The organism is Anaeromyxobacter oryzisoli (genome assembly GCF_022690765.1).
GTDB classification, from domain to species: domain Bacteria; phylum Myxococcota; class Myxococcia; order Myxococcales; family Anaeromyxobacteraceae; genus Anaeromyxobacter; species Anaeromyxobacter oryzisoli.
The window spans coordinates 22,183-42,666 of sequence record NZ_JALCZA010000026.1 but is presented as its reverse complement, the minus strand read 5'-3'; the positions used below and the strand labels follow the sequence as shown (position 1 = coordinate 42,666).

Below are 20,484 nucleotides of genomic sequence, written 5' to 3'. Positions count from 1 at the left end.
TCCCCCGTCCAATGGTGGTTGACGGTCGGTGAGGCGCGCACCTCCCCGCACCTCCGGCCGTTGCCGGGAGTGTTCCCCGCGATACAATCGGGCCCGCCCCGCGCGCACGACCCCCGCGGGCGGAAAGGGGACACCGGATGGCCGAGACCGCGGTCGCAGCGCCCCGGGCCCCCGTGCGACCGCCCCGCCGCCGGTACCTCGTCGACCGTCGCTTCCAGCTCAAGTACGCGCTCGTCATGGCCGGCGCGGGGCTCGCCGTCGCGGTGGTGTTCGGGCTCTGGCTGCACCAGGCGCACGCGCAGGTGACCGCGCTGCTCGCGCCCGACGCCGAGACCCGGCTCCTCGTCGAGCGGAGCGATCGCCTGCTGTTCGGCGCGTTCGCGCTCATCGCCGTGCTGCTCGCCGCCGCGCTGGCGCTCCTCGGCGTCGTGATCACGCACCGGGTCGCCGGCCCCGTCTTCGTGATGGCCCACTACCTCTCGCTCCTCGCCCAGGGCCGCTTCCCGCGGATGCGGACGCTCCGGCGGAGCGACGAGCTCAAGGAGCTCTTTCGCACGTTCCTCGACTCCGTGGAGGCGCTGAAGCAGCGGGAGGCGCGCCACGCCGCGGTGCTCGAGGACGCCGTGGCCCGGATGCGGGCCGCCGCGGAGCGCGCGCCGGAGCTCGCGCCGGCCGCCGAGGCGCTCGCGGCCGCGGCCCGCGAGCGTCGCGCGGCGCTCGCGGTGGACGATCCCGAGCCCACGCCCCTCGCCGTCTCCGCGCCGCACCGCGGCGCGGACCCCTCGTAGTCCCCCCGAGGACACACACATGCGCAACATCTCCATCGCGGCCGTCGGCCTCCTCCTGGTCACCGCCTGCGGCGAGCCCAAGGACGCCGCAGGCTGGGCGAAGCGCGCCGCCAGCCGTTCCCGCGCCGACGAGCGGATCGCCGCGCTCGAGCAGGTCCGCAAGGCGACCGGCGATCGCCGCGCCGCGGTCCCCTACCTCGTCGAGGTCCTGCAGGACGCGAAGGTGCCGCGCGCGCGGGGGGAGGCCGCCCAGGCCCTCGGCGAGATCGGCGACCCCTCCGCGGCCGCGGCGCTCGTGGCGGCGATCGATCCGCAGGAGCGGAACCGCGACGCGGTCGAGGCGAACCGGCACATCGCGGCGGCGCTCGGCGCGCTCCGCGCCCGGGAGGCCGTGGACGTCCTGAAGCGGCTCACCACCTCCCGCGACGGCTACACCCAGGTGGCGGCGGTCGACGCGCTCGGCGACGTCGGCGATCCGGCCGCGGTGGACACGCTGGTCGCCATCGCCACCTCCGGGACGGCGGAGCCCTTCACGGCGAAGAAGGCGCTCCTCGCCCTCGGCCGGATCGGCGACGCGAAGGCGGCCCCGACCGTGCTCAGGATGCTCTTCGAGGAGCGGGACGGGGTGACCTTCTTCCCCGAGGCCGCGTTCGCCGCCGCGCAGATCGGCAAGCCCATGGCCGCGCCGCTCCTCGCGGTGCTCGAGGGCAAGGACGGCGAGCTCCAGGGCTGGGCGCGCCAGCGCGGCGTCGTCCCCGGCGCGCTGTACGCGAAGGCGGCGCAGCTCCTCGGGGACGTGGCCGGCGAGGACGCAGCCCCCGCGCTGGTCTCCAAGCTCGGCTATCGTGACGCCGAGCCGCAGCTCCAGCTCTTCGTGCGCGTGTTCGCCGCCGAGTCCCTCGGCCGACTCCGCGCCCGCGAGGCCGTGAAGCCGCTCGCCGAGCTCGCCGCCCGCGAGCCCGACCCGACCGCGCGCGATCGCTACTGCGACGCGCTCGCGCAGATCGGCGATCCGGCCGCGCTCCCCGCCCTGAAGGCCGCGGCGTCCGGCGCGCGCTCGTGGGAGCTCCGGCGGGGGCCGCTCGCCGCGATCTCGAGCCTGGGCGGCGCCGCCGAGCGGCCGGAGATCGCGGCGGCGAGGGCCGCCTGCGGCGCCCCGTGCCCGCGCGCGGAGGCGGACGCCCTGGCCGGCATGGAGAAGAGCCTCGCCGCGGCGGAGGCGTGTCACGAGCGCACCTGCTGGCGCGGCAAGCTCGCCGACGGGGCTGCGGCGGTGCGGGATCGCGCCGCCCTCGAGCTGGGGCGGGCCGGCGGCAAGGACGACGCGAAGGCCCTCGTGGACGCCATCGTGCGCCCGGTGGACGGTGACGACGCGCTGGCCGCGCGCTACCACGCGGTCCTCGCGCTCACCTGGATCGCCGCGCGCGCGCCGCTCGGCCCGGACGGCGCCGGCTACGCGGATCAGCTCGATCGGACGATCGCCCAGGAGCGCGGTCGGACCCTCACCGCTTCCGTGAACGAGGACGCGCTCCGCCTCGCCACGCGCCTGCGCCGCGCGGCGAGGTAGGGCTCAGGCGCCGGGCTTCGGGCCGGTGACGGCAACCCGTCACCGTGCCCGTGGCCGTGACCCGATCTCCGTGCCCGCATCCCGCCTGCCGTTTCCCTGGGCCCGTGAGCCGAAGGCGCGGTCGGACCACGGGAACCGGGCCACGGGCCACGGGATCCGGTTCACGGGTGACGGAGAAGCCGGTGACGGTGACGGGCACGGTTCACGAATGGTCCCGTGCCCGGTCGCGCTCAGATCCCGCTCGCGCGGCCGCGTCGGCACACCCGCTGCGCGGGCGGGAGCGCGCGGGTCGGCGGCTCGCTCCGCGGCGCCTGCCCCTTCTTCGGCGCGTGCTCGGCCGGGGGCGCCGTGGGGCCGCCCTCGGCCTTGTCCCAGGCGCTCGGCAGGACGCTGAACGGCAGGAGCTTGGCGAGGAGCGGGAGGAGCAGCATCCCGCCGGGCGCGGCGAAGATCGCCAGCGCCGGCACCGCCTTGGCGAGGTCGATGAGCTGCGCCTTCACCTTGCGCTTCTCGATCGCGGAGAGCGCGTGGCCGGCGGCGGCCTTGCCGAGGAGCTGGCCGAGCTCGCCGGTCTCCCGGATCTCGGTGACGAGGGCGCCGACGTTCTCGGTGACCGCGGCGGAGACCCGCTCGACGGCGTGATCCGCCACCGACTCCCACTCGTCGGCGAGCTTCTGCCACTCGAGCGGGAGGCCGGTCTCGTCGAACGCCGCGAACCAGATCTGGTGGTCCGCGTGCTGCGCGGCGGCCTCCACGCGCGCCGCCGCCACCGCGCCGGCCTCGAGGCCCGCCGCGGCGGTGAACGCCTCCACGTATCCGGCCGCCGCGGCGCTCTCCTCGGCGGCGCTGGCGCGGAGCTGCCCGAGGAAGAGCTGCTCGAGCAGGAACGGGCGCATCGGCGCCGGGGCGTCCGCCGCGAGCTCCGCGGGAGGCCGGGGGGACTCCACCCGGCGCCGCGCCTCGCGCAGGTCGGCGCGGCCGAGGCCGAGCCGCACGAGCTGCCGGAGCCGGACCGCCCGCGCGCGATCGTCCACCGGCCCCGCGGCGCGGAGCAGGCCGGAGAGCGCCTCCGCGAGGAGGAGCGACTCGCGCGCGGCGTACGCGGCGTGGCGTGCGAGCGCCTCCGGGACGAGGCGGCCGTCGCGGTGGAACCCGATCGCGACGCGGCCGAGGCGCCGCCGGAGGATGGCGAGCGCGCCGGTGTGCAGCGCGAGGCCGTGCGCGGGATCGCCCGGCGGGAAGAACCGGCTCCGGAGCGCGACCGCCGCCGCCCGGAGCGCCCGCTCGACCGCGCGATCGGTGGCGCCGCCGGGCCGCTCCGGCTCCACGGCGATCGCGAGCGCGTCCTCGCCCACCGCGCTCGCGAGGTACGCCGCGAGCTCGGCGCGCTGCCGGGTGCGGGTGAACGGCTCGCCGCGGAGCAGGGCGAGGTCGAGCGCGAGCGCCACGTGCTGGCGCACCTCGTCGAGGAACTCCGCCCGCGCCTCGGGCGCCGCCCCGAGGTGGTGCTGGCGGAGCGAGCGCGCGACGAGGAGGCGCGACGCCGCCGCGAGGTCCGTCGGGAACTGGCTCGCAGCCCGGACGTCCTCCGGCAGCCGCGCGCCTGCGGCGGCGGGGTCGTATCGCTCGAGCTCCTCGGTGAGGAGCGCCTCGAGCCAGCCCTTGTCGGTGAGGTCCTTCACGGTGCTTCCGGCAGGGGCCAAGTGTAGCGGGTTCCCGGCCGTATCGCTCGCCCGCCCGGAGGGAGGGCGGGCGGGAGGGTGGGCCCGCGCCGGGGAGTGCGGCCCCACGCAGGCCTCGGGCCTTCGGGCGTGGCCGACCGGCTCCGGGCGCCAGGGCAGGCGTCACCGGGGGGGACGGCGCCCTTCGCCCGGGACCTACTTCGCGCCCTTCGCGCGCCGCTTCTCCTCGGCGGGCGGCGGCTCCTCCGCCGGCGGCGGGACGGGCACCGGATCGCGGCGGATCCCGAACTTCTCGAAGAGCTTCGCCTCGAGCTGGTGGAGCACCTCGGGGTGCTCGCGCAGGAACGCCTTCGCCTGCTCGCGCCCCTGCCCGATCCGCTCGCCGCCGAAGCTGAACCAGGTGCCGCTCTTCTCGATGATGTTCTCCTCGGAGGAGAGGTCGAGGACGTCGCCCTCGCGGCTGATCCCCTGGCCGTACATGATGTCGAACTCGACCTCCTTGAAGGGCGGGGCGACCTTGTTCTTCACCACCTTCACGCGCGTCCGGTTGCCGATGACCTGCTCGCCGTCCTTGATCGCGCCGATGCGCCGGATGTCGAGGCGCTGCGTCGCGTAGAACTTGAGGGCGTTGCCGCCGGTGGTGGTCTCCGGGTTCCCGAACATGACGCCGATCTTCATCCGGATCTGGTTGATGAAGATGACGATGGTGGAGGACTTCGCGATGGTCCCGGTGAGCTTGCGGAGCGCCTGGCTCATGAGCCGCGCCTGCACGCCCATGTGCGCGTCGCCCATCTCGCCCTCGAGCTCGGCCTTCGGCACGAGCGCGGCGACCGAGTCCACGACGAGCACGTCGATGGCGCCCGAGCGGACCAGCGTCTCCGTGATCTCGAGCGCCTGCTCGCCGGAGTCCGGCTGCGAGATGAGGAGGTCGTCGGTGCGCACGCCGAGCTTGCGGGCGTAGCTCACGTCGAGCGCGTGCTCGGCGTCCACGAACGCCGCGATCCCGCCGTGCCGCTGCGCCTCGGCGATGGCGTGGAGTGCGAGGGTGGTCTTGCCGGAGGACTCCGGCCCGTAGATCTCGATGATGCGGCCGCGAGGGAACCCGCCGACGCCGAGCGCGATGTCGAGCGACACCGATCCCGTGGACACCGCCTGGATGTCCTTCACCAGCGGCTCCTCGTTGCCGAGGCGCATGATCGAGCCCTTGCCGAAGGCCTTCTCGATGGACGAGACGGCCAGCTCGATCGCCTTCTCCTTCTCCGGTGCGACGGGCATCTCTGCTCTCCTCGTGGGGCGCGCTCTCGGGTAGGCCCCGGGGGCGGGGCGGCGCACCCGGCGTTCCGCGTTGCGTTCTGCTCACCAGTAGCAGCGACCCCTGACAACCGGCGGTCCGAACCTGAACAAATGTCTACTGAACGGGGCGCGCGGTCAAGCGCGCTCGCGCAGACGCGCGCATGCGCCGCAGGGCGCGATGAGACCGGGTGGGGGTCGCCATCAGGCGGTCGCGCCGCCGCCGCCCATGGCGAAGCCGGCGGGGTCGAGGCCGAGCCGCCGGACCGCCGTCTCCCAGCGCTGCTCGAGGGGCACCGTGAGGACGAGGTCGTCGTGCAGCGGCATGGGGATCCAGGCGCCCGCGGCGACCTCGTGCTCGATCTGGCGCGGCGCCCAGCCCGCGTAGCCGAGCAGGAGCAGGTACGGTCCGGGATCCGGCGCGCGCACGAGCGCCTCGAGCAGCTCGCGCGAGCCGCCGAGGGCGACGTCCTGGCCGACCCGGACCGCCCCCTCCTCGGGCGCCTGCGGTCCCGGACGGAAGACGATCCAGAGCCGCTCCGGCTGGACCGGGCCCCCGACGAGCACCGGCGCGCTGCCCCGGCCCGCCGCCTCGGCGCGGGCGCGCAGCGCGGGATCGAGCCCGCCGAGCACGTCGGCGACGGTGATGGGGCCGGCGCGGTTCACCACGAACCCGAGGGCGCCCTCGCCGTGGTGCTCGGCCACGAGGACGAGCGAGCCGGCGAAGTTCGGGTCTCGCAGCGCCGGCGAGGCGACGAGGAAGCCCGGGGCGAGGCTGGCGGAAGCGGGCTCTGGACGCTGCGTGTCCACGGGAGGTCTCCGGCGGGCTGGCGACCCCCGAGATCTCGCGCGCCCCGCGCGCCGGCGCAAGGGCCTCCCGTCCCGGGGGCGGGGCTCCGACCTGGCCGCGGCCCCCTCGGCGGGGACGCGGCCTGGCGGCGCGGGGTACCATCGCGGCGTGCCCCTCCCGCTCGACCCGGAGCCGACGCCGTGGCCACCCCCCTCGACGCTCGAGGCGGTCCTCCTCGCCGGCGGGACCGCGCTCCTCGCCCTGTCGTGGGCGACCCATGGCTTCGCGTTCGCGGCGGTGGCGGGCGCGGACCTCGTCTTCCACGAGGCCGGGCACGCGATCCTCGGGATCGCCGGGGTGCGGTTCCTCACGCTGCTCGGCGGCACGCTCGGGCAGCTCGCGTTCCCGGTGGTCGCCGGGATCGCGTTCGCGGCGCGCCGGCGGACCGTCGCCGCGGCGGCCATGGGCGTGTGGCTCGGAGTGAACCTGGTGGACGTGGGCACGTACGCGGCGGACGCCGAGGCCCGGGTCCTGCCGCTCCTCGCCCCGGATCGCGACTCCCACGACTGGTGGCAGATGCTCGGGATGCTGGGGCTCCGCGATCGCTGCGAGGCGATCGGCGGCGCGCTGCAGGCGCTCGGGTGGGCGCTGCAGGGAGCCGCGCCCGCGTGGGTCGTCGCGCTGCGGTGCGGCCGGCTGGCGGCTCCCGGCTAGGCGCCACCGAGGGCGGCGCGGACGATCGCCTCGTAGCGCGGCCCCTTCGGCGAGAGGTGCGACTCGAACAGGGTGAGCTCGCCCACGCGCCAGGGGACGCCCTCGGTCCCGTCCTGGGAGGCCAGGGCGCCGGCGAGGCCGGGCGCGCCCCGCGCGTCCCGCGCGCGGCCGATGGTGAGGTGGGCCGACCAGGCCCGCGCCTCCGGCGGGAAGCCGAGGGGCGCGAGGCGGCGGCCGAGATCGGCGGCCAGGGCCTGGGCCGGCGCGACGTCGCCCTGGAGCCCGAGCCAGAGGACGCGGGGACGGCGCGCGTTGGGGAAGCCGCCGGCGCCCTGCACCTCCAGCGCGAGCGGCCGCGACGCCGCGGCGGCCGCCTCGACCGCGGCGGTGACGTCCGGGACGCGCTCCTCGGGCACCGCGCCCAGGAACTGCATCGTGAGGTGCAGGTTCTCGTCCGGCACCCAGCGGATCTCGTCGGCCGCGCGCCCGGCCGCCCGCCTCACCCGGGCGGAGAGGGCCGCCAGGCGGCGCCGCACGCCATCCGGAGGCTCGAGGGCGATGAAGAGCCGGTGGTTGGCCACCCGGTGTGTCGTAACCGATCCGCCAGCGACCGGGGACACTTTCCGGCGCGCGCTCCTACTCCACCGTCACGCTCTTGGCCAAATTCCTCGGCTGGAACCATCTTGCCGGGGGGCCACTCGCCCGCGAGAAGGCCGCGGGCTCGCGCCCCCCCGGCCCCCCCGCTCGCTGCGGGGCACGCTCCGCCGCGTGCCCCTGCGCTCGCCGCTCCTACTCCACCGTTACGCTCTTCGCGAGGTTCCTCGGCTGATCCACGTCCGTCCCCTTCAGATCCGCCACGTGGTAGGCGAGGAACTGGAGCGGGATGATCGACAGGAGCGGCGCGAGGAGCGGCGGGGCGGGCGGGACGGGGAGCGCCACCTCCGCGAGGCTCGCGGCGTGGGTGTCGCCCTCGGAGACCACAGCGAAGACGTGCCCGCCGCGGGCGCGGACCTCCTCCATGTTCCCGAGCGTCTTCTCGTACGCGGGCTCGCGCGTCGCGAGCACGACCACCGGCATCTGCTCGTCGATGAGCGCGATGGGCCCGTGCTTCATCTCGCCGGCGGCGTAGCCCTCGGCGTGGATGTACGAGATCTCCTTGAGCTTGAGCGCGCCCTCGAGCGCGACCGGGTACTGGGCGCCGCGCCCGAGGAAGAGCACGTCGCGCGCGGCGGCGCAGCGCTTCGCGATCGGCATGAGGGCGGCCTCCTGGTGGACCATCCCCTCCATCCAGCCGGGCACCTGCCGGAGCGCCTCGAGGTGCTCGCGCGCCTGCTCCGGCGAGAGCGTCCCCCGGAGCCGGCCGAGCTTCACCGCGAGCAGGTACAGCCCGGCGAGCTGGGTGGTGAACGCCTTCGTGGAGGCGACGCCGATCTCCGGGCCGGCGCGGGTGAAGAGGGTGCCGCCGTCGCACTCCCGGCTGATGGCCGAGCCCACCACGTTGCAGATCGCGAAGGCCTTCGCCCCCCGCGCGCGGGCGATCTTCACCGCGGCGAGCGTGTCGGCGGTCTCGCCGGACTGCGAGATGGCGAGGCACATCACCTTCGCGGAGACGAGCGGGTCGCGGTTGCGGAACTCGCTCGCGAGCTCCACCTCGACCGGCAGGCGGGCGAGGGCCTCGATCATGATCCGGCCGCAGAGGCCGGCGTGCCAGGAGGTGCCGCAGGCGACGATGACGAGCCGCTCGAGCCCCTGCGCGTACTCCGCGGGGAGCTCGATCCCGTCGAGCGTCACGTCCCCCTGCTCGAGCGAGGCGCGGCCGCGGATCGTGTCCGCGACGGCCCGCGGCTGCTCGAAGATCTCCTTGTGCATGAAGTGCTTGTGGCCATCCTTCTCCGCGGCCACCGCGCTCCACTCGATCCGCCGGGGCGGGCGATCGACCGGCTCGCCATCCTTGCCGTAGATCGCGATTCCCGCGGCGGTGAGGACCGCGAGCTCGCCCTCCTCGAGGTAGACGACGTCGCGGGTGTGCTCGAGGATCGCCGGCACGTCCGAGGCGAGGAAGCTCTCGCCCTGGCCGAACCCGACCACGAGGGGCGAGGCGTTCTTCGCGGCGACGATCTCGCCGGGGCGCTTCTCGGAGATCACGGCGAGCGCGTACGTCCCCTTCACCTGCTGGAGCGCCGACCGCACCGCGGCCTGGAGGTCGCGGGCGCCCGCGTCGAGCGCGTCGGCGACGAGGTGGGCGAAGATCTCCGTGTCGGTCTCGGAGCGGAAGACGTGGCCGCGCCCGGTGAGGACGTCCTTGAGCTCGAGGTGGTTCTCGATGATCCCGTTGTGGACCACCGCCACGCCGCCGTAGGAGTGCGGGTGCGCGTTCTCGTCGGACGGGCGGCCGTGGGTCGCCCAGCGGGTGTGGCCGATCCCGGTGCAGCCGGCGAGCGGCGCGTCCCGGAGCAGGCCCACCAGGTTCTGGAGCTTGCCCTTGGCGCGCTTCACGGCGAGGCCGTTCGGCCCCACCACGGCGACGCCGGCCGAGTCGTAGCCCCGGTACTCGAGCTTCCGGAGGCCGCCCACGATGAGGTCCACGCACTGCCGAGGGCCGACGTACCCAACGATTCCGCACATAGATCCGCCTTGAATACCACGGAGCGGGTGAAACGCCTGCTACCCCGCCTGCCGGGTGGACGGTCCGCCGACCCCGCCTGCCTCCGCCGGAGCGCCCGCCCCGGGGGTGCCCCCGGTCCCGGCCGCCGGCGTGGGCGCCGGCGCGGCTGCCGCGCGGGCGGCGGCGTGGGCCGCGACCCAGCCCTCCTTGTTGGTCTGCCGGGCCCTCCCGAGGGCGAGCGCGCCCGCCGGGACCGCATCGGTGAGGGTCGAGCCCGCCGCGACGTAGGCGCCGTCGCCGATGGCGATGGGCGCGACGAGGATCGAGTCCGACCCGATGAACGCGTCCTCGCCGATCCGGGTCTCGTTCTTCTTCTCGCCGTCGTAGTTGCACGTGATCGTGCCGGCGCCGACGTTCGTGCGCGCGCCGATCACCGCGTCCCCGAGGTAGCTGAGGTGGTTCGCCTTGGCGCCCTGGCCCAGCCGGGTCTTCTTGGTCTCGACGAAGTTCCCGACGTGGGCCTCCTCGCCGATCTCCGATCCGGGCCGGAGCCGCGAGAACGGGCCGAGGATCGCGCCGCGCGCCACCGTGGCGTCCTCGATCACGGTGTACGGCTTCACGGTGACGTCCTCGGCGATCGTCGCGTCCACGAGGATCGAGCCCGCCCCGATCACGGCGCCGGCGCCGAGGCGGGTCCGGCCGCGGAGCCGGACCCCCGGCTCGATCGTCACGTCGGCGGCGATCTCCACCCCCTCGTCGCAGTCGAAGCGGGCCGGGTCCTCGATCGAGACCCCGGCCTTCATGAGCGCGTCGGCGCGCCGGTCCGCGAGGACGCGGGCCGCGCGCGCCAGCTCCGCCCGGTCGTTCACCCCCGCCGCCGAGGCGGCGGGGACGCCCACGGTGGCCGCGCCGCCCTTCGCCTTCGCGCCCATGGCGACGAGATCCGTGAGGTAGAACTCGCGCTGCGCGTTCTTCGCCCCCACCTTCGCGAGCCCCTTCCAGAGGAACGCGGCGTCGGCGCAGTACAGGCCCGCGTTCACCTCGCGGATCGCCCGCTGCTTCGCGCTCGCGTCCTTCTCCTCGACCACCCGCTGCGCCCGGCGCCGGCGATCGCGGACGACGCGGCCGTAGCCCGTCGGCGCGTCGAGGGTCATCGTGGCGAGCGCGAGGGGCGCCTTGGCGTCGGCGCGGGCGTCCACCACCGCCTGGAGCGTCGCGGTCTCGAGCAGGGGCGTGTCGCCGGAGAGGATCAGCACCGGCCCCGCGTGCCCCGCGAGGGCGTCCTTCGCGGCGAGCACCGCGTGGGCGGTCCCGAGCTGCTCCGCCTGGACCGCGAACCGGAGGGGGGCGCCGGGGAGGGCGGCGGTGAGGGCGGCCTCCACGGCCTGTCCCTGGTGGCCCACCACCACGACGACCGGGTCGGCGCCGAGCTCGAGGGCGCGCTTCACCGGGTACCAGGCGAGCGGGCGGCCCGCGATCTCGTGCAGGACCTTGGCCTTCTGCGACTTCATCCGGGTGCCCTTGCCGGCGGCGAGGACGATGGCGGCGAGGCGGGCGCGGGAGTTGGTCATGGCCAGGCAGGCTAGGCGCGGCGGTCCCCTGATTTCAAGCCTGCGCACAGGCGCCCGGGGTGAGGCGCGCCGCAGGGGGCGCCCCCGCACCCGAACCCTGATCCGGGCCCGTCGATCCCTGCCCGTGTCCCCATCCCGATCCCGCGGCCCGCCCCGTTCGCCGGCTCCGACGGATCGCCGGGCGCCGAAGCCCGAAGCCGTTCACCCTCGGTCCCCGACGCGATCAGGGCGGATCGCTCGCGCAGCGAAACCCGAGGAAGGCGTCGCGCCGCGAGGGCAGGTCCGCGAAGCGGATCGAGGCGGTGACCTTCGCCGGGTCGACCTCGGACCAGCCCCCGCCGCGTGCGATCTTGACCGGCGTCCCGCCCCGCCCGCGGCTGTCCGTCCCGGCCATCGTCCTCGAGGAGGTCCACTCCCAGACGTTTCCGGCGAGGTCCTTCACGCCCGCCTTCGTGTCTCCGCCCGGGTGGCTCCCGACCGGGCACGTGCCGGTGCGCGCGCCGCGCCCGGCGTCGTTGCCCTCGCCGTTCCAGCAGAGCTGGGCGCCCGGCGCGGGCTCGTCTCCCCACGGGTAGGTGGTCCCCTCGCCCTCGTTGCGCGCGGCCCACTCCCACTCCTCCTCGGACGGGAGCCGCTTCCCCGCCCAGGCGCAGTACGCGGTCGCCTGGTTCCAGTCCACGCAGTTGACCGGGTGGTCCGCCCGGTCCGCGCGGGCCTCGTTGCAGGCGCGCGACTCCGCCTTGCGGGCCTTCCTCCGGAGCCACTCGCGCTCGACCGTCGCCGCCGCCGGCTCGCACCTCCCCGCCTTCACGCACTCTTCGTACGCCGCCACCGTCACCTCCGTCACGTCCAGGAGGAACGGGGAGACGGAGACGTAGCTCGCGGTGTCGGCGAGCGGGCCGACCGGCTCGCCGAGCCGGAACGTGCCGCCGGAGAGCCGGATCATCGCGCCGGCGGCCAGCTCCGCGCGCGCCCTCTCGCTGGCGTGGCGCGGCATGCACGCTCCGAGCAGGAGCGCGACGAGCACGGGGACGAGCGACGATCGGAGGGTCATCGTACCTCCTCCATATCATCATCATCGCGAGGTCACCGCGGTGTCGGGATGGTCGCGGGGCGTCCGGCGCGAGGTCGCCGGGATCGCGCCCGCGCGGAGCCGGCGCGGGCCACCCCGCGGACCTTTCCCGGGCGAGGAGGTGCTCCGCGACGGCGTCGGCCCACGCCGAGGTCCACCCGCCGCGTGCGGGGTGCCGTCCGGGCGCGGAGTTGGTACCCTCGGCGCCGATGGCGAACCCCACCGCGACGCCGCCCGCCGGCCCCGATCCGCGCCCGCCCCGCGCCGCCCTGGTCGCCGAGGTCCGCCGCCTGGCGGAGGCCCTCTCGCGCGCGCAGGCGGCGCTCCTCGCCGACGCCGGCGAGGCGGTCCCCGGCGCGCACCTCCTCGTGGAGGCGGCGGGCCGGCGGGCGCTCCTGCCCGCGGCTGGCGTGGTCGAGGTGGTCCAGCTCGTCGCGCTCGTCCCGCTGCCGGGGGCGCCGCCGCACGTGCTCGGCACGTTCGTCTGCCGCGGGGCGCCCGTGGTCGCGGTCGATCTCGCGACGCTCCTCGGCCTGCCGCGACCTCCGAACCTCGACGCCCAGATCGCCGTGCTGGCCGGCGCCCCCGCGGTGGGGCTCGTGGTCGATCGGGTGGCGCGGCTCGTCGAGTCCCCGCGCCTCTTCGAGGGGGACGTCGCCGCGGGCACGCCGGAGGCCTGGCGCGGCTCCCCGCTCGTGGCCGGGCTCTGCGTCGAGGACGGAGAGGTCCTCCCGCTCCTGGACGCCGCGCCGCTCGTCGCGTCGCTGGCGGGGAGCGCGGCGTGAGCGACGCCACCGCCGCCCGGGTGCTCGGCGCGCCGCCGGCGGCCGCGTTCCGCGAGGTCGCCCGCGCGCTCGTGGAGGTGGCCGGCCTGTCCCTCCCCGGCGGGTCGCCGGCGATGCTCGAGGACGCCCTCGCGACGGCGGCTCGGGAGCGGGGGGAGCCCGCCTCCGTGCTCGCCGCCCGGGTCGCCGCGCGCGACGCGGCGGCGGTGTCCGCCCTCATCGAGCACGCGCTCGTCACCGAGAGCGCGTTCTGGCGCCACCCCGAGCAGCTCGAGGCGATCGCGCGCCGCGCCGGCGCGGCGCCCGGCCCGCTCGCGATCTGGTCGGCGGGGTGCGCGAGCGGCGAGGAGCCGTGCAGCGTCGCCATCGCGCTCCTCGAGGCGGGGCGCCCGGGGCGCGATCGGATCGTCGCGACCGATCTCTCCGCGCGGGCGCTCGCCGCCGCCCGGGCCGGGCGCTACGGCCCGCGCGCGCTGCGCCACCTGCCGCCGGCGCTGGAGCGGTGGCTCGAGCCGGCCGACGCCGCGGGCGTGCGGGGGGTGCGGCCCGAGGTCCGCGGCGCGATCTCCTTTGCGCGGCAGAACCTCGTCTCCGACCCGCCGCCGGCGGGCGGCCCCTTCGACGTGGTGCTCTGCCGGAACGTGCTCATCCACTTCGAGGCGCCGGTCGCGGCGGCGGTGCTCCGCCGGCTCGCCGCGGCGCTCCGGCCAGGCGGCGCGCTGGTGCTCGGGCCGGTCGAGCTGCCGCTCGCGATGGCGCTGCCGCTCGAGCCGGTGCGCGCCGGAGTCGCGACGCTCCTCGTGCGGCCGCGGTGAAGCAGCGACGGTCGTCCGGGGGCGCGGCCGTGAACCGTGACCGTGACCGGCCTCGCGTGGCCCGTGAGCCGACTCCCGTCGCCCGTGGCCCGTCCCCGTGATCCGATCCGGCCGTCGGATCACGGGCAAGGGGACACGGGAACCGGGAAGCGGGCACGGAGATCGGTGACGGATCACGGGCACGGGCACGAGACGTCCCCGGGCGCTCGCGCCGCCGGCCGGTTACCATGGGCGCCGTGTTCGACGCGCTCCTCCACGCCGGCGACCTCGACCCGCGCGCGCTCGCCGACCTCCGCTTCTTCGGGGTCGAGGGCGCGCTCGTCCCGTCCGACGACGCGGTCCCCGCGGCGACGTCGGCGGCGGTGCGGGCAGGGTGGGACGCGGTCGTGCGCTCGGCGCGGCGGCTCCGCCGCGCGGGCATCGCCGGCTACGCGGCCCTCGGCGTCCACCCGCGGCGCATCCCGCTGCGCGGGCTCGAGGCGCTCCTGGCGGAGCTGCCCGAGGCGCTCGGGCGGCCGGAGGTGGCCGCGCTCGGGGCGATCGGCCTCGCCGAGGGCGGCGAGCTCGAGGAGCGGGTCCTCGAGCGCCAGCTCGAGCTCGCGCGGACCCTGCGGCTCCCCGTCGTCGTCCAGGTGCCCTCCCGCGGGCGCGAGCGGCTCACCCGGCGGGTGCTCGCGGTGCTGAAGGCGTCGGAGGTGGAGCCCACGCGCGTGCTCGTCGCCGGGGTGGACGCGCGGACGGTGCGGGCGATCGTCGCCTGCGGTCACCGGGCCGCGCTGTCGCTGTCGGGCGCGCGAGGGGCGATCGACGCGGCGGTGAAGCTGGTCCGCTCCCTCGGCCCGGAGGGGCTCGTGCTCGGGTCCGACGCGGGGCTGTCGGGCGGGGACCTGCTCGCGCTGCCCCGCGCCGCGGACCGGCTCGGGAAGGCGGGGCTCGGGCCGGCCGTCATCCGCCGCGTGTGCGGCGGGAACGCGACGCGGCTGCTCGGCGTGGAGCCGGCGGCGCTGCTGGGGCGCGGACCCAGTGCCCGCTCCGGCCACCCTTCTTCTCCATGAGCTCGACGCCGACGATCGTCATGCCCTTCTCGTACCGCTTCAGCATGTCGTAGACGGTGAGGCACGCCGCGGACACCGCGGTGAGCGCCTCCATCTCGACGCCGGTCCGATCCACCGTGCGCACCGTCGCGGTCACCGCGACGCCGCGCGCGCCCGGCTCGGCGGTCACGTCCACGGCGGAGAGGGCGATGGGGTGGCAGAGGGGGACGATGTCGGGCGTCTTCTTCGCGGCCAGGATGCCGGCGAGCCGGGCGGCGGCGAGCACGTCCCCCTTCTCGACCTCGCCGCGCCGGATCCGCTGGACGGTCGCGGGGGACATGGTGACGAAGCCGCGCGCGACGGCGACGCGCTCCGTCTTCGGCTTCTCGCCGACGTCGATCATCTTCATCTAGCGTGCTCGCTGGGCGGAACGCCGCCCGTCAGTCCCACTTCTCGGTCACGTGCTCGCCGAGCCAGCGCTCGGCGTCGATGGCGGCCTGGCAGCCGGAGCCGGCCGCGGAGATCGCCTGGCGATAGCTCGGATCGGACACGTCGCCCGCCGCGAACACGCCGGGGACGCTGGTCTGGGTCGAGCCCGCGTCCACCGTGAGGTAGCCCACGTCGTTCATCGCGAGCTGGCCGCGGAAGACCTTCGTGTTGGGCTCGTGGCCGATCCCCATGAAGACGCCCTGGAGCGGCAGCACCCGGAGGGAGCCGTCCTTCGAGCTCTTCAGGCGCACGCCGGTGACCGCCTTCCCGTCGCCGAGGATCTCGTCCACCGTGGCGTTCAGGACGATCTCGATCTTGGGGTTCTTGCGGGCCCGATCCTGCATGATCTTGGAGGCGCGGAGCTCGTCGCGGCGGTGGATGACGTGGACCTTCGAGGCGTACTTCGTGAGGAAGACCGCCTCCTCCATCGCGGTGTCGCCGCCGCCCACCACCGCCACCTCGACCCCGCGGAAGAAGAAGCCGTCGCAGGTCGCGCACGCCGACACGCCGCGCCCCTGGTAGACCTTCTCCGACCCGATCCCGAGCCACTTGGCGGACGCGCCCGTCGCGACGATCACCGCGTCGGCGGTGAAGAGGTCGTCGTCGCGCCAGAGCTGGAAGGGGCGCCGCGAGAGGTCCACCCGGGTGATCTCCGAGGCCTCGAAGCGCGTCCCGAAGCGCTCCGCCTGCTTCTTCATCCGCTCCATCAGCTCGGGGCCGAGGACGCCCTCGGGGAAGCCGGGGTAGTTCTCGACCTCGCTCGTGATGGTGAGCTGCCCGCCCGGCTGGAACCCCTCGAACAGGAGCGGGTTCAGGTTCGCGCGGGCGGCGTACAGGGCGGCTGTGTAGCCGGCGGGACCGCTCCCGATGATGACGAGCCTCTCGTGCTGGGCCATGCGATCTCCTCGGCGCGCTGCGGAAGAACCGGAAAAGAGTCCTTTTCTATTCGTTCGGAGCCGGCGTGTCATCGGGAAGGTTCGGCGCGCCGCTCGCTCTCCCGGGCGCGTCCGCAGCGCAGGAATCCCTTCGCGCGCCGGTGGTTCTCAAGAGGGGCGGCGCGATCTTCGCGCTCGCCCTATTCCATTGACGTGTCCGCCATTTTGGCGGACCCTCTGCCGGTTTTTCCGCACCCGCCGTCCTTCCCTGGAGCGTCATGTCCATTCGTCCCCTCGTCCTCGGCCTCGCCCTCGCGCTGGCCGCCTGCCAGTCGCCGCGGTCCACCCCGCCGGGCTCGCAGGGCCAGCAGCAGCTCGCCCCCCAGGCGCCCGTCGCCAAGATCGGCGGGCAGACCATCACCGCCGCGCAGCTCGACGACGTCGTGAAGAAGGACCTGAAGCAGCTCGAGCAGCAGTACCAGGAGCAGATCTACGAGCTGAAGCGCCGCGCCCTCGAGCAGATGGTCCAGAAGCAGGTGTTCGAGGCGAAGGCGAAGGCGGCCGGCGTCTCGGTGGACGCGCTCATCGACCGCGAGGTCGTCCAGAAGCTCCCCGAGCCGGACGACGCCGAGGTCAAGGCGCTCTACGACGGCGCGGTCGCGCAGGGGCAGAAGCTCCCGCCGCTCGAGCAGGTGAAGCCGAGCATCGTCCGCTTCATCAAGGGGCAAAAGGGCCAGGAGGTCCTCGCGAAGTACTACGAGGGCCTGAAGAAGGAGATGGGCGTCGAGGTGCTGCTCCCCGCGTACGTGCCGCCGAAGGTCGAGGTGGCGGCCACCGGTCCGTCGAAGGGACCGGCGGACGCGCCCGTGACCATCGTCGAGTTCTCCGACTTCCAGTGCCCGTACTGCGTGCGCGCCGAGCCGACCGTGAAGGAGGTCGTCGCGGCCTACCCGGGCAAGATCCGGCTCGTCTACCGCGACTACCCGCTCCCGAGCCACACGCTCGCGCCGAAGGCCGCCGAGGCCGCGCACTGCGCGGAGGACCAGGGCAAGTACTGGGAGATGCACGACCGCCTCTTCGCGGCGGCCGGCAAGCTCGAGGTGGACGATCTCAAGGGGTACGCGAAGGAGCTCGGCCTCGACACCGCCAAGTTCACCGCCTGCCTCGACTCGGGCCAGAAGGCGGCGCTCGTCGCCTCCAACAAGAAGGCGGGCGACGACGCCGGCGTGAACGGCACCCCCGCGTTCTTCATCAACGGCCGCCTGGTCTCGGGCGCGCAGCCCGCCGAGGCGTTCAAGCAGGTCATCGACGCCGAGCTGGGCGCGAAGAAGTAGCGGCGGTGGCGCGCGCGGCGGCCGGGCCCTAGATCGAGGGCCGGCCGCCGTCGTCGTTCCGGGCGGCGCTTCACCCGCGGGGGACAGGAGCCGAGAGATGGGTGGATACGGGCAGGGCGAGCGGGCGTCGCTGGGCGAGCGCCGCCGGACGCGGCAGCTCCGGCTGGGCAGCGTGCTCATCGGCGGCGGCGCCCCGATCGCGGTGCAGTCCATGACCACCACCCAGACCGCCGACGCCGCGGCGACGCTCGCGCAGATCCGCGCCCTCGCCGAGGCGGGCGCCGACGTGGTCCGCCTCGCGGTGCCGGACGAGGACGCGGCCGCGGCGCTCCCCGCGATCGTGCGCGGGGCGCCGGTGCCGCTCGTCGCCGACATCCACTTCGACTACCGGCTCGCCCTCGCCGCGCTCACCGCGGGGATCCACGGCATCCGGCTCAACCCCGGGAACATCGGCTCGCAGGAGCGCGTCCGCGAGGTGGTGAAGGCCGCCCGTGAGCGCAGCGTCCCGATCCGGATCGGCGTGAACGCGGGCTCCCTCGAGAAGGACATCGTGGAGAAGCACGGCTGGCCCACCGCCGAGGGGATGGTGGAGAGCGCCGCGCGCCACATCCGGTTCCTCGAGGACGAGGGGTACCGCGAGATCAAGGTCTCGCTGAAGGCGCACGACATCGCCATGACGGTGCGGGCGAACCGGCTCTTCTCCGAGCGGTTCGACTACCCCCTCCACCTCGGCGTCACCGAGGCCGGCACGCTCCTCGCCGGCACCGTGAAGAGCGCCGCCGGCCTCGGGATCCTGCTCGCCGACGGCATCGGGGACACGATCCGGATCTCGCTCACCGCCGATCCCGTCGAGGAGGTCCGCGTCGCCCGGATGCTCCTCACGTCGATGGGGCTCAAGTTCGGCGGCGCGACCCTCACCTCGTGCCCGACCTGCGGTCGCTGCTCGGTGGCGATGATCCCCATCGCCGAGCGCGTCGAGCGGCGCCTCGCGAACGTGAAGGGCGACGTCCAGGTGGCGGTGATGGGGTGCGAGGTGAACGGCCCCGGCGAGGCCGCCGCGGCCGACGTCGGCGTCGCCTACGGCCACGGCGGCGTCGGGCTCCTCTTCCGCGAGGGCAAGATCGTGAAGCGGATGAAGGCGGAGGAGCTCGAGGAGGCCGTGGTGTCCGAGGCCATCCGGATCGCCGCCGAGCGATCGGCGAAGTAGCCGCCGGCGCCGGCGGCCCGCGCCGTCGCGGCGCGAGGCGCCCGCCGCCCGGTCCCGGCGAGCGGACGCGTGACGCGCGCCCGGAGCATTCCATTGTATAACTCCGGGCACCATGCACGTGGTCCGCTACAGCCAGGCCTTCATCCCGACGCTCAAGGAGGCACCTGCCGACGCGCAGGTCGCCAGCCACAAGCTCCTCGTCCGCGCCGGCTTCATCCGGCAGCTCGGGGCCGGGATCTACGACTACCTCCCGCTCGCGAAGCGCGCGCTCAACAAGATCGAGGCGATCATCCGCGAGGAGATGGACGCCATCGGCGGCCAGGAGTTCTTCCTCCCCGCCCTCCACCCGGCCGAGATCTGGAAGGAGTCGGGGCGCTGGGAGGTGATGGGCGAGAACATGTTCCGCCTGAAGGACCGCAAGGGCGGCGACTACGGCCTCGGCATGACGCACGAGGAGATCTTCACGGCCATCGCCCGCGCCGAGCTCCGCAGCTACCGCCAGCTCCCGCAGGTCTGGTACCAGATCCAGACGAAGTTCCGCGACGAGCCCCGCCCGAAGTCCGGCCTCCTGCGCGTCCGTCAGTTCACCATGAAGGACGCGTACTCCCTCGACGTGGACCGGGCCGGCCTCGACCTCCGCTACGAGGACGAGCGGCGCGCGTACGAGCGGATCTTCACGCGCTGCGGGCTCGACTTCGTGGCGGTCCAGGCTCACTCCGGCTCCATGGGCGGGAGCGAGTCGTCCGAGTTCATGGTGAAGACCGACGCCGGCGAGGATCTCGTCGCCGCGTGCCCGCGGTGCCGGTACGCCGCGAACACCGAGACGGCCACGGCCCGCGTCGCCCCCGAGGCGGACGGCCCCGGGCTCGCCGAGCCGGAGAAGTTCGCGACGCCCGGCGTCCTCACGATCGACGCGCTCGAGGCGGCGCCGCACTCCGTCCCCGCGCGGCGCCAGCTCAAGACCCTCATCTACGTCGCCGACGAAGAGCTGGTCGTCGCCGTGGTGCGCGGCGACCAGGAGCTGAACGAGGCGAAGCTCCAGACCGCCACCGGCGCGGCGGTGGTCCGGCCGGCGCACCCCGAGGAGATCCCGCCGCTCATGGGCGCGCACGCGGGCTCCCTCGGCGCGGTCCGGTTCACGAAGGCGAAGGTGTTCGTCGATCGGTCCCTCGCCGAGCGGCGGGACATGGTGACCGGCGCGAACGAGGACGGGTTCCACCTCCGCGGCGTGGACGTGAAGCGCGACCTCCTCGCCCACGGGGCGGTGCTCGCCGAGCTCCGCACGGTGAAGGCGGGCGAGGGCTGCCCGCGCTGCGACGGCACCCTCGAGGTCTTCAAGGCGCTCGAGATCGGCCACATCTTCAAGCTCGGCACCAAGTACTCGGAGTCGCTCGGGGCGACGGTGCTCGACGCGGAAGGCAAGCAGGTGCCGATCGTGATGGGGAGCTACGGCATCGGCGTCGAGCGGATCCTCGCCGCGGCGATCGAGCTGCACCACGACGACAACGGGATCGTCTGGCCGCTCTCCATCGCGCCGTTCCAGGCGACGGTGCTCACCCTCGGCCCCGAGCCGGAGCTCCGGAAGGCGGCCGAGGAGGTCGTCGCCGGGCTCGCGCGCGAGGGCGTGGACGTCCTGTTCGACGACCGCGACGAGCGCGCCGGCGTGAAGTTCAAGGACGCGGACCTCGTCGGGATCCCGATCCGGATCGCGGTGGGCAAGAAGGGGCTCGCGAAGGGACAGGTCGAGTGGAAGCTCCGCGCGGGCGGCGCGGTCGAGCTCGTGCCCGTCGCCGAGGCGGCGCGGAAGGCGGCGGCCCTGGTCGCCGCGAGCGTGAAGCCCGGGCCGGGCGAGCGGGCGTAGGACGG

Annotated in this window: 18 protein-coding genes; 9 read left to right on the top strand and 9 right to left on the bottom strand. The window is 75.0% G+C overall.

Translation table 11 applies throughout. The features are described 5' to 3' along the window. Positions 1–137: 137 nt before the first annotated feature. Together MNZ27_RS10505 and MNZ27_RS10500 are read left to right on the top strand one after the other, a co-directional pair. Positions 138–788: a hypothetical protein gene (locus MNZ27_RS10505; RefSeq protein WP_242394001.1), complete on the top strand. Its 651-nt coding sequence runs from the start codon at positions 138–140 to the stop codon at positions 786–788. Positions 789–807: 19 nt separating this feature from the next. Continuing rightward, a complete protein-coding gene (locus MNZ27_RS10500) occupies positions 808–2,355 on the top strand; it encodes a HEAT repeat domain-containing protein (protein ID WP_242394000.1) in 1,548 nt (515 codons plus the stop codon). Positions 2,356–2,585: 230 nt separating this feature from the next. Here MNZ27_RS10500 and MNZ27_RS24010 read toward each other — a convergent pair whose 3' ends face one another. The 3 genes from MNZ27_RS24010 to MNZ27_RS10485 form a co-directional block, all read right to left on the bottom strand. Continuing rightward, complete coding sequence (locus MNZ27_RS24010) at positions 2,586–4,037, bottom strand: LETM1 domain-containing protein (protein ID WP_242393999.1); 1,452 nt, start codon at positions 4,035–4,037, stop codon at positions 2,586–2,588. 195 nt (positions 4,038–4,232) lie between these two features. Next, positions 4,233–5,312, bottom strand: coding sequence for a recombinase RecA (gene recA, locus MNZ27_RS10490; RefSeq protein WP_242393998.1), 1,080 nt, complete (start codon positions 5,310–5,312; stop codon positions 4,233–4,235). Between the two features lie 219 nt (positions 5,313–5,531). Further along, on the bottom strand, positions 5,532–6,137 hold the full coding sequence (locus tag MNZ27_RS10485; RefSeq protein WP_242393997.1) for a YqgE/AlgH family protein: 606 nt from the start codon (positions 6,135–6,137) through the stop codon (positions 5,532–5,534). Between the two features lie 148 nt (positions 6,138–6,285). Between MNZ27_RS10485 and MNZ27_RS10480 the strand changes: the two genes are divergently transcribed. Then, a complete protein-coding gene (locus MNZ27_RS10480; protein WP_242393996.1) occupies positions 6,286–6,831 on the top strand; it encodes a hypothetical protein in 546 nt (181 codons plus the stop codon). Here the strand turns inward: MNZ27_RS10480 and thpR are convergent. From thpR to MNZ27_RS10460, 4 genes are all read right to left on the bottom strand, one after another. After that, complete coding sequence (thpR, locus tag MNZ27_RS10475; RefSeq protein WP_242393995.1) at positions 6,828–7,412, bottom strand: RNA 2',3'-cyclic phosphodiesterase; 585 nt, start codon at positions 7,410–7,412, stop codon at positions 6,828–6,830. The two genes, MNZ27_RS10480 and thpR, sit on opposite strands and share 4 nt — an antisense overlap. A 208-nt stretch (positions 7,413–7,620) precedes the next feature. Next, on the bottom strand, positions 7,621–9,456 hold the full coding sequence (gene glmS / locus MNZ27_RS10470) for a glutamine--fructose-6-phosphate transaminase (isomerizing) (protein ID WP_242393994.1): 1,836 nt from the start codon (positions 9,454–9,456) through the stop codon (positions 7,621–7,623). A gap of 39 nt (positions 9,457–9,495) precedes the next feature. Next, complete coding sequence (gene glmU, locus MNZ27_RS10465; protein ID WP_242393993.1) at positions 9,496–11,007, bottom strand: bifunctional UDP-N-acetylglucosamine diphosphorylase/glucosamine-1-phosphate N-acetyltransferase GlmU; 1,512 nt, start codon at positions 11,005–11,007, stop codon at positions 9,496–9,498. A gap of 223 nt (positions 11,008–11,230) precedes the next feature. Then, positions 11,231–12,061, bottom strand: a complete 831-nt coding sequence (locus MNZ27_RS10460) for a formylglycine-generating enzyme family protein (RefSeq protein ID WP_242393992.1) — start codon at positions 12,059–12,061, stop codon at positions 11,231–11,233. A gap of 227 nt (positions 12,062–12,288) precedes the next feature. On the opposite strand from MNZ27_RS10460, the gene MNZ27_RS10455 reads away from it, so the two are divergent. The 3 genes from MNZ27_RS10455 to MNZ27_RS10445 all read left to right on the top strand — a co-directional run bounded on the left by MNZ27_RS10455 (position 12,289) and on the right by MNZ27_RS10445 (position 14,734). Continuing rightward, positions 12,289–12,864, top strand: a complete 576-nt coding sequence (locus tag MNZ27_RS10455; RefSeq protein ID WP_242393991.1) for a chemotaxis protein CheW — start codon at positions 12,289–12,291, stop codon at positions 12,862–12,864. Continuing rightward, positions 12,861–13,679: a CheR family methyltransferase gene (locus MNZ27_RS10450; RefSeq protein ID WP_242393990.1), complete on the top strand. Its 819-nt coding sequence runs from the start codon at positions 12,861–12,863 to the stop codon at positions 13,677–13,679. Before MNZ27_RS10455 ends, MNZ27_RS10450 begins: the two co-directional genes overlap by 4 nt. 236 nt (positions 13,680–13,915) lie before the next feature. Then, positions 13,916–14,734: a TatD family hydrolase gene (locus MNZ27_RS10445; protein ID WP_242393989.1), complete on the top strand. Its 819-nt coding sequence runs from the start codon at positions 13,916–13,918 to the stop codon at positions 14,732–14,734. Here MNZ27_RS10445 and moaC read toward each other — a convergent pair. Both moaC and trxB read right to left on the bottom strand, forming a co-directional pair. After that, positions 14,625–15,122: a cyclic pyranopterin monophosphate synthase MoaC gene (gene moaC, locus MNZ27_RS10440; RefSeq protein WP_242393988.1), complete on the bottom strand. Its 498-nt coding sequence runs from the start codon at positions 15,120–15,122 to the stop codon at positions 14,625–14,627. The genes MNZ27_RS10445 and moaC overlap by 110 nt on opposite strands. A gap of 31 nt (positions 15,123–15,153) precedes the next feature. Continuing rightward, positions 15,154–16,098 (bottom strand): thioredoxin-disulfide reductase, encoded by a 945-nt coding sequence (gene trxB / locus MNZ27_RS10435; RefSeq protein ID WP_242393987.1) that lies wholly within the window; start codon positions 16,096–16,098, stop codon positions 15,154–15,156. Between the two features lie 257 nt (positions 16,099–16,355). Between trxB and MNZ27_RS10430 the strand changes: the two genes are divergently transcribed. From MNZ27_RS10430 to MNZ27_RS10420, 3 genes are all read left to right on the top strand, one after another. Next, complete coding sequence (locus MNZ27_RS10430; RefSeq protein ID WP_242393986.1) at positions 16,356–17,411, top strand: thioredoxin domain-containing protein; 1,056 nt, start codon at positions 16,356–16,358, stop codon at positions 17,409–17,411. A gap of 97 nt (positions 17,412–17,508) precedes the next feature. Then, positions 17,509–18,618, top strand: coding sequence for a flavodoxin-dependent (E)-4-hydroxy-3-methylbut-2-enyl-diphosphate synthase (ispG, locus tag MNZ27_RS10425; protein WP_277957806.1), 1,110 nt, complete (start codon positions 17,509–17,511; stop codon positions 18,616–18,618). 112 nt (positions 18,619–18,730) lie between these two features. Continuing rightward, positions 18,731–20,479, top strand: coding sequence for a proline--tRNA ligase (locus tag MNZ27_RS10420; protein WP_242393985.1), 1,749 nt, complete (start codon positions 18,731–18,733; stop codon positions 20,477–20,479). Positions 20,480–20,484: the final 5 nt, after the last annotated feature.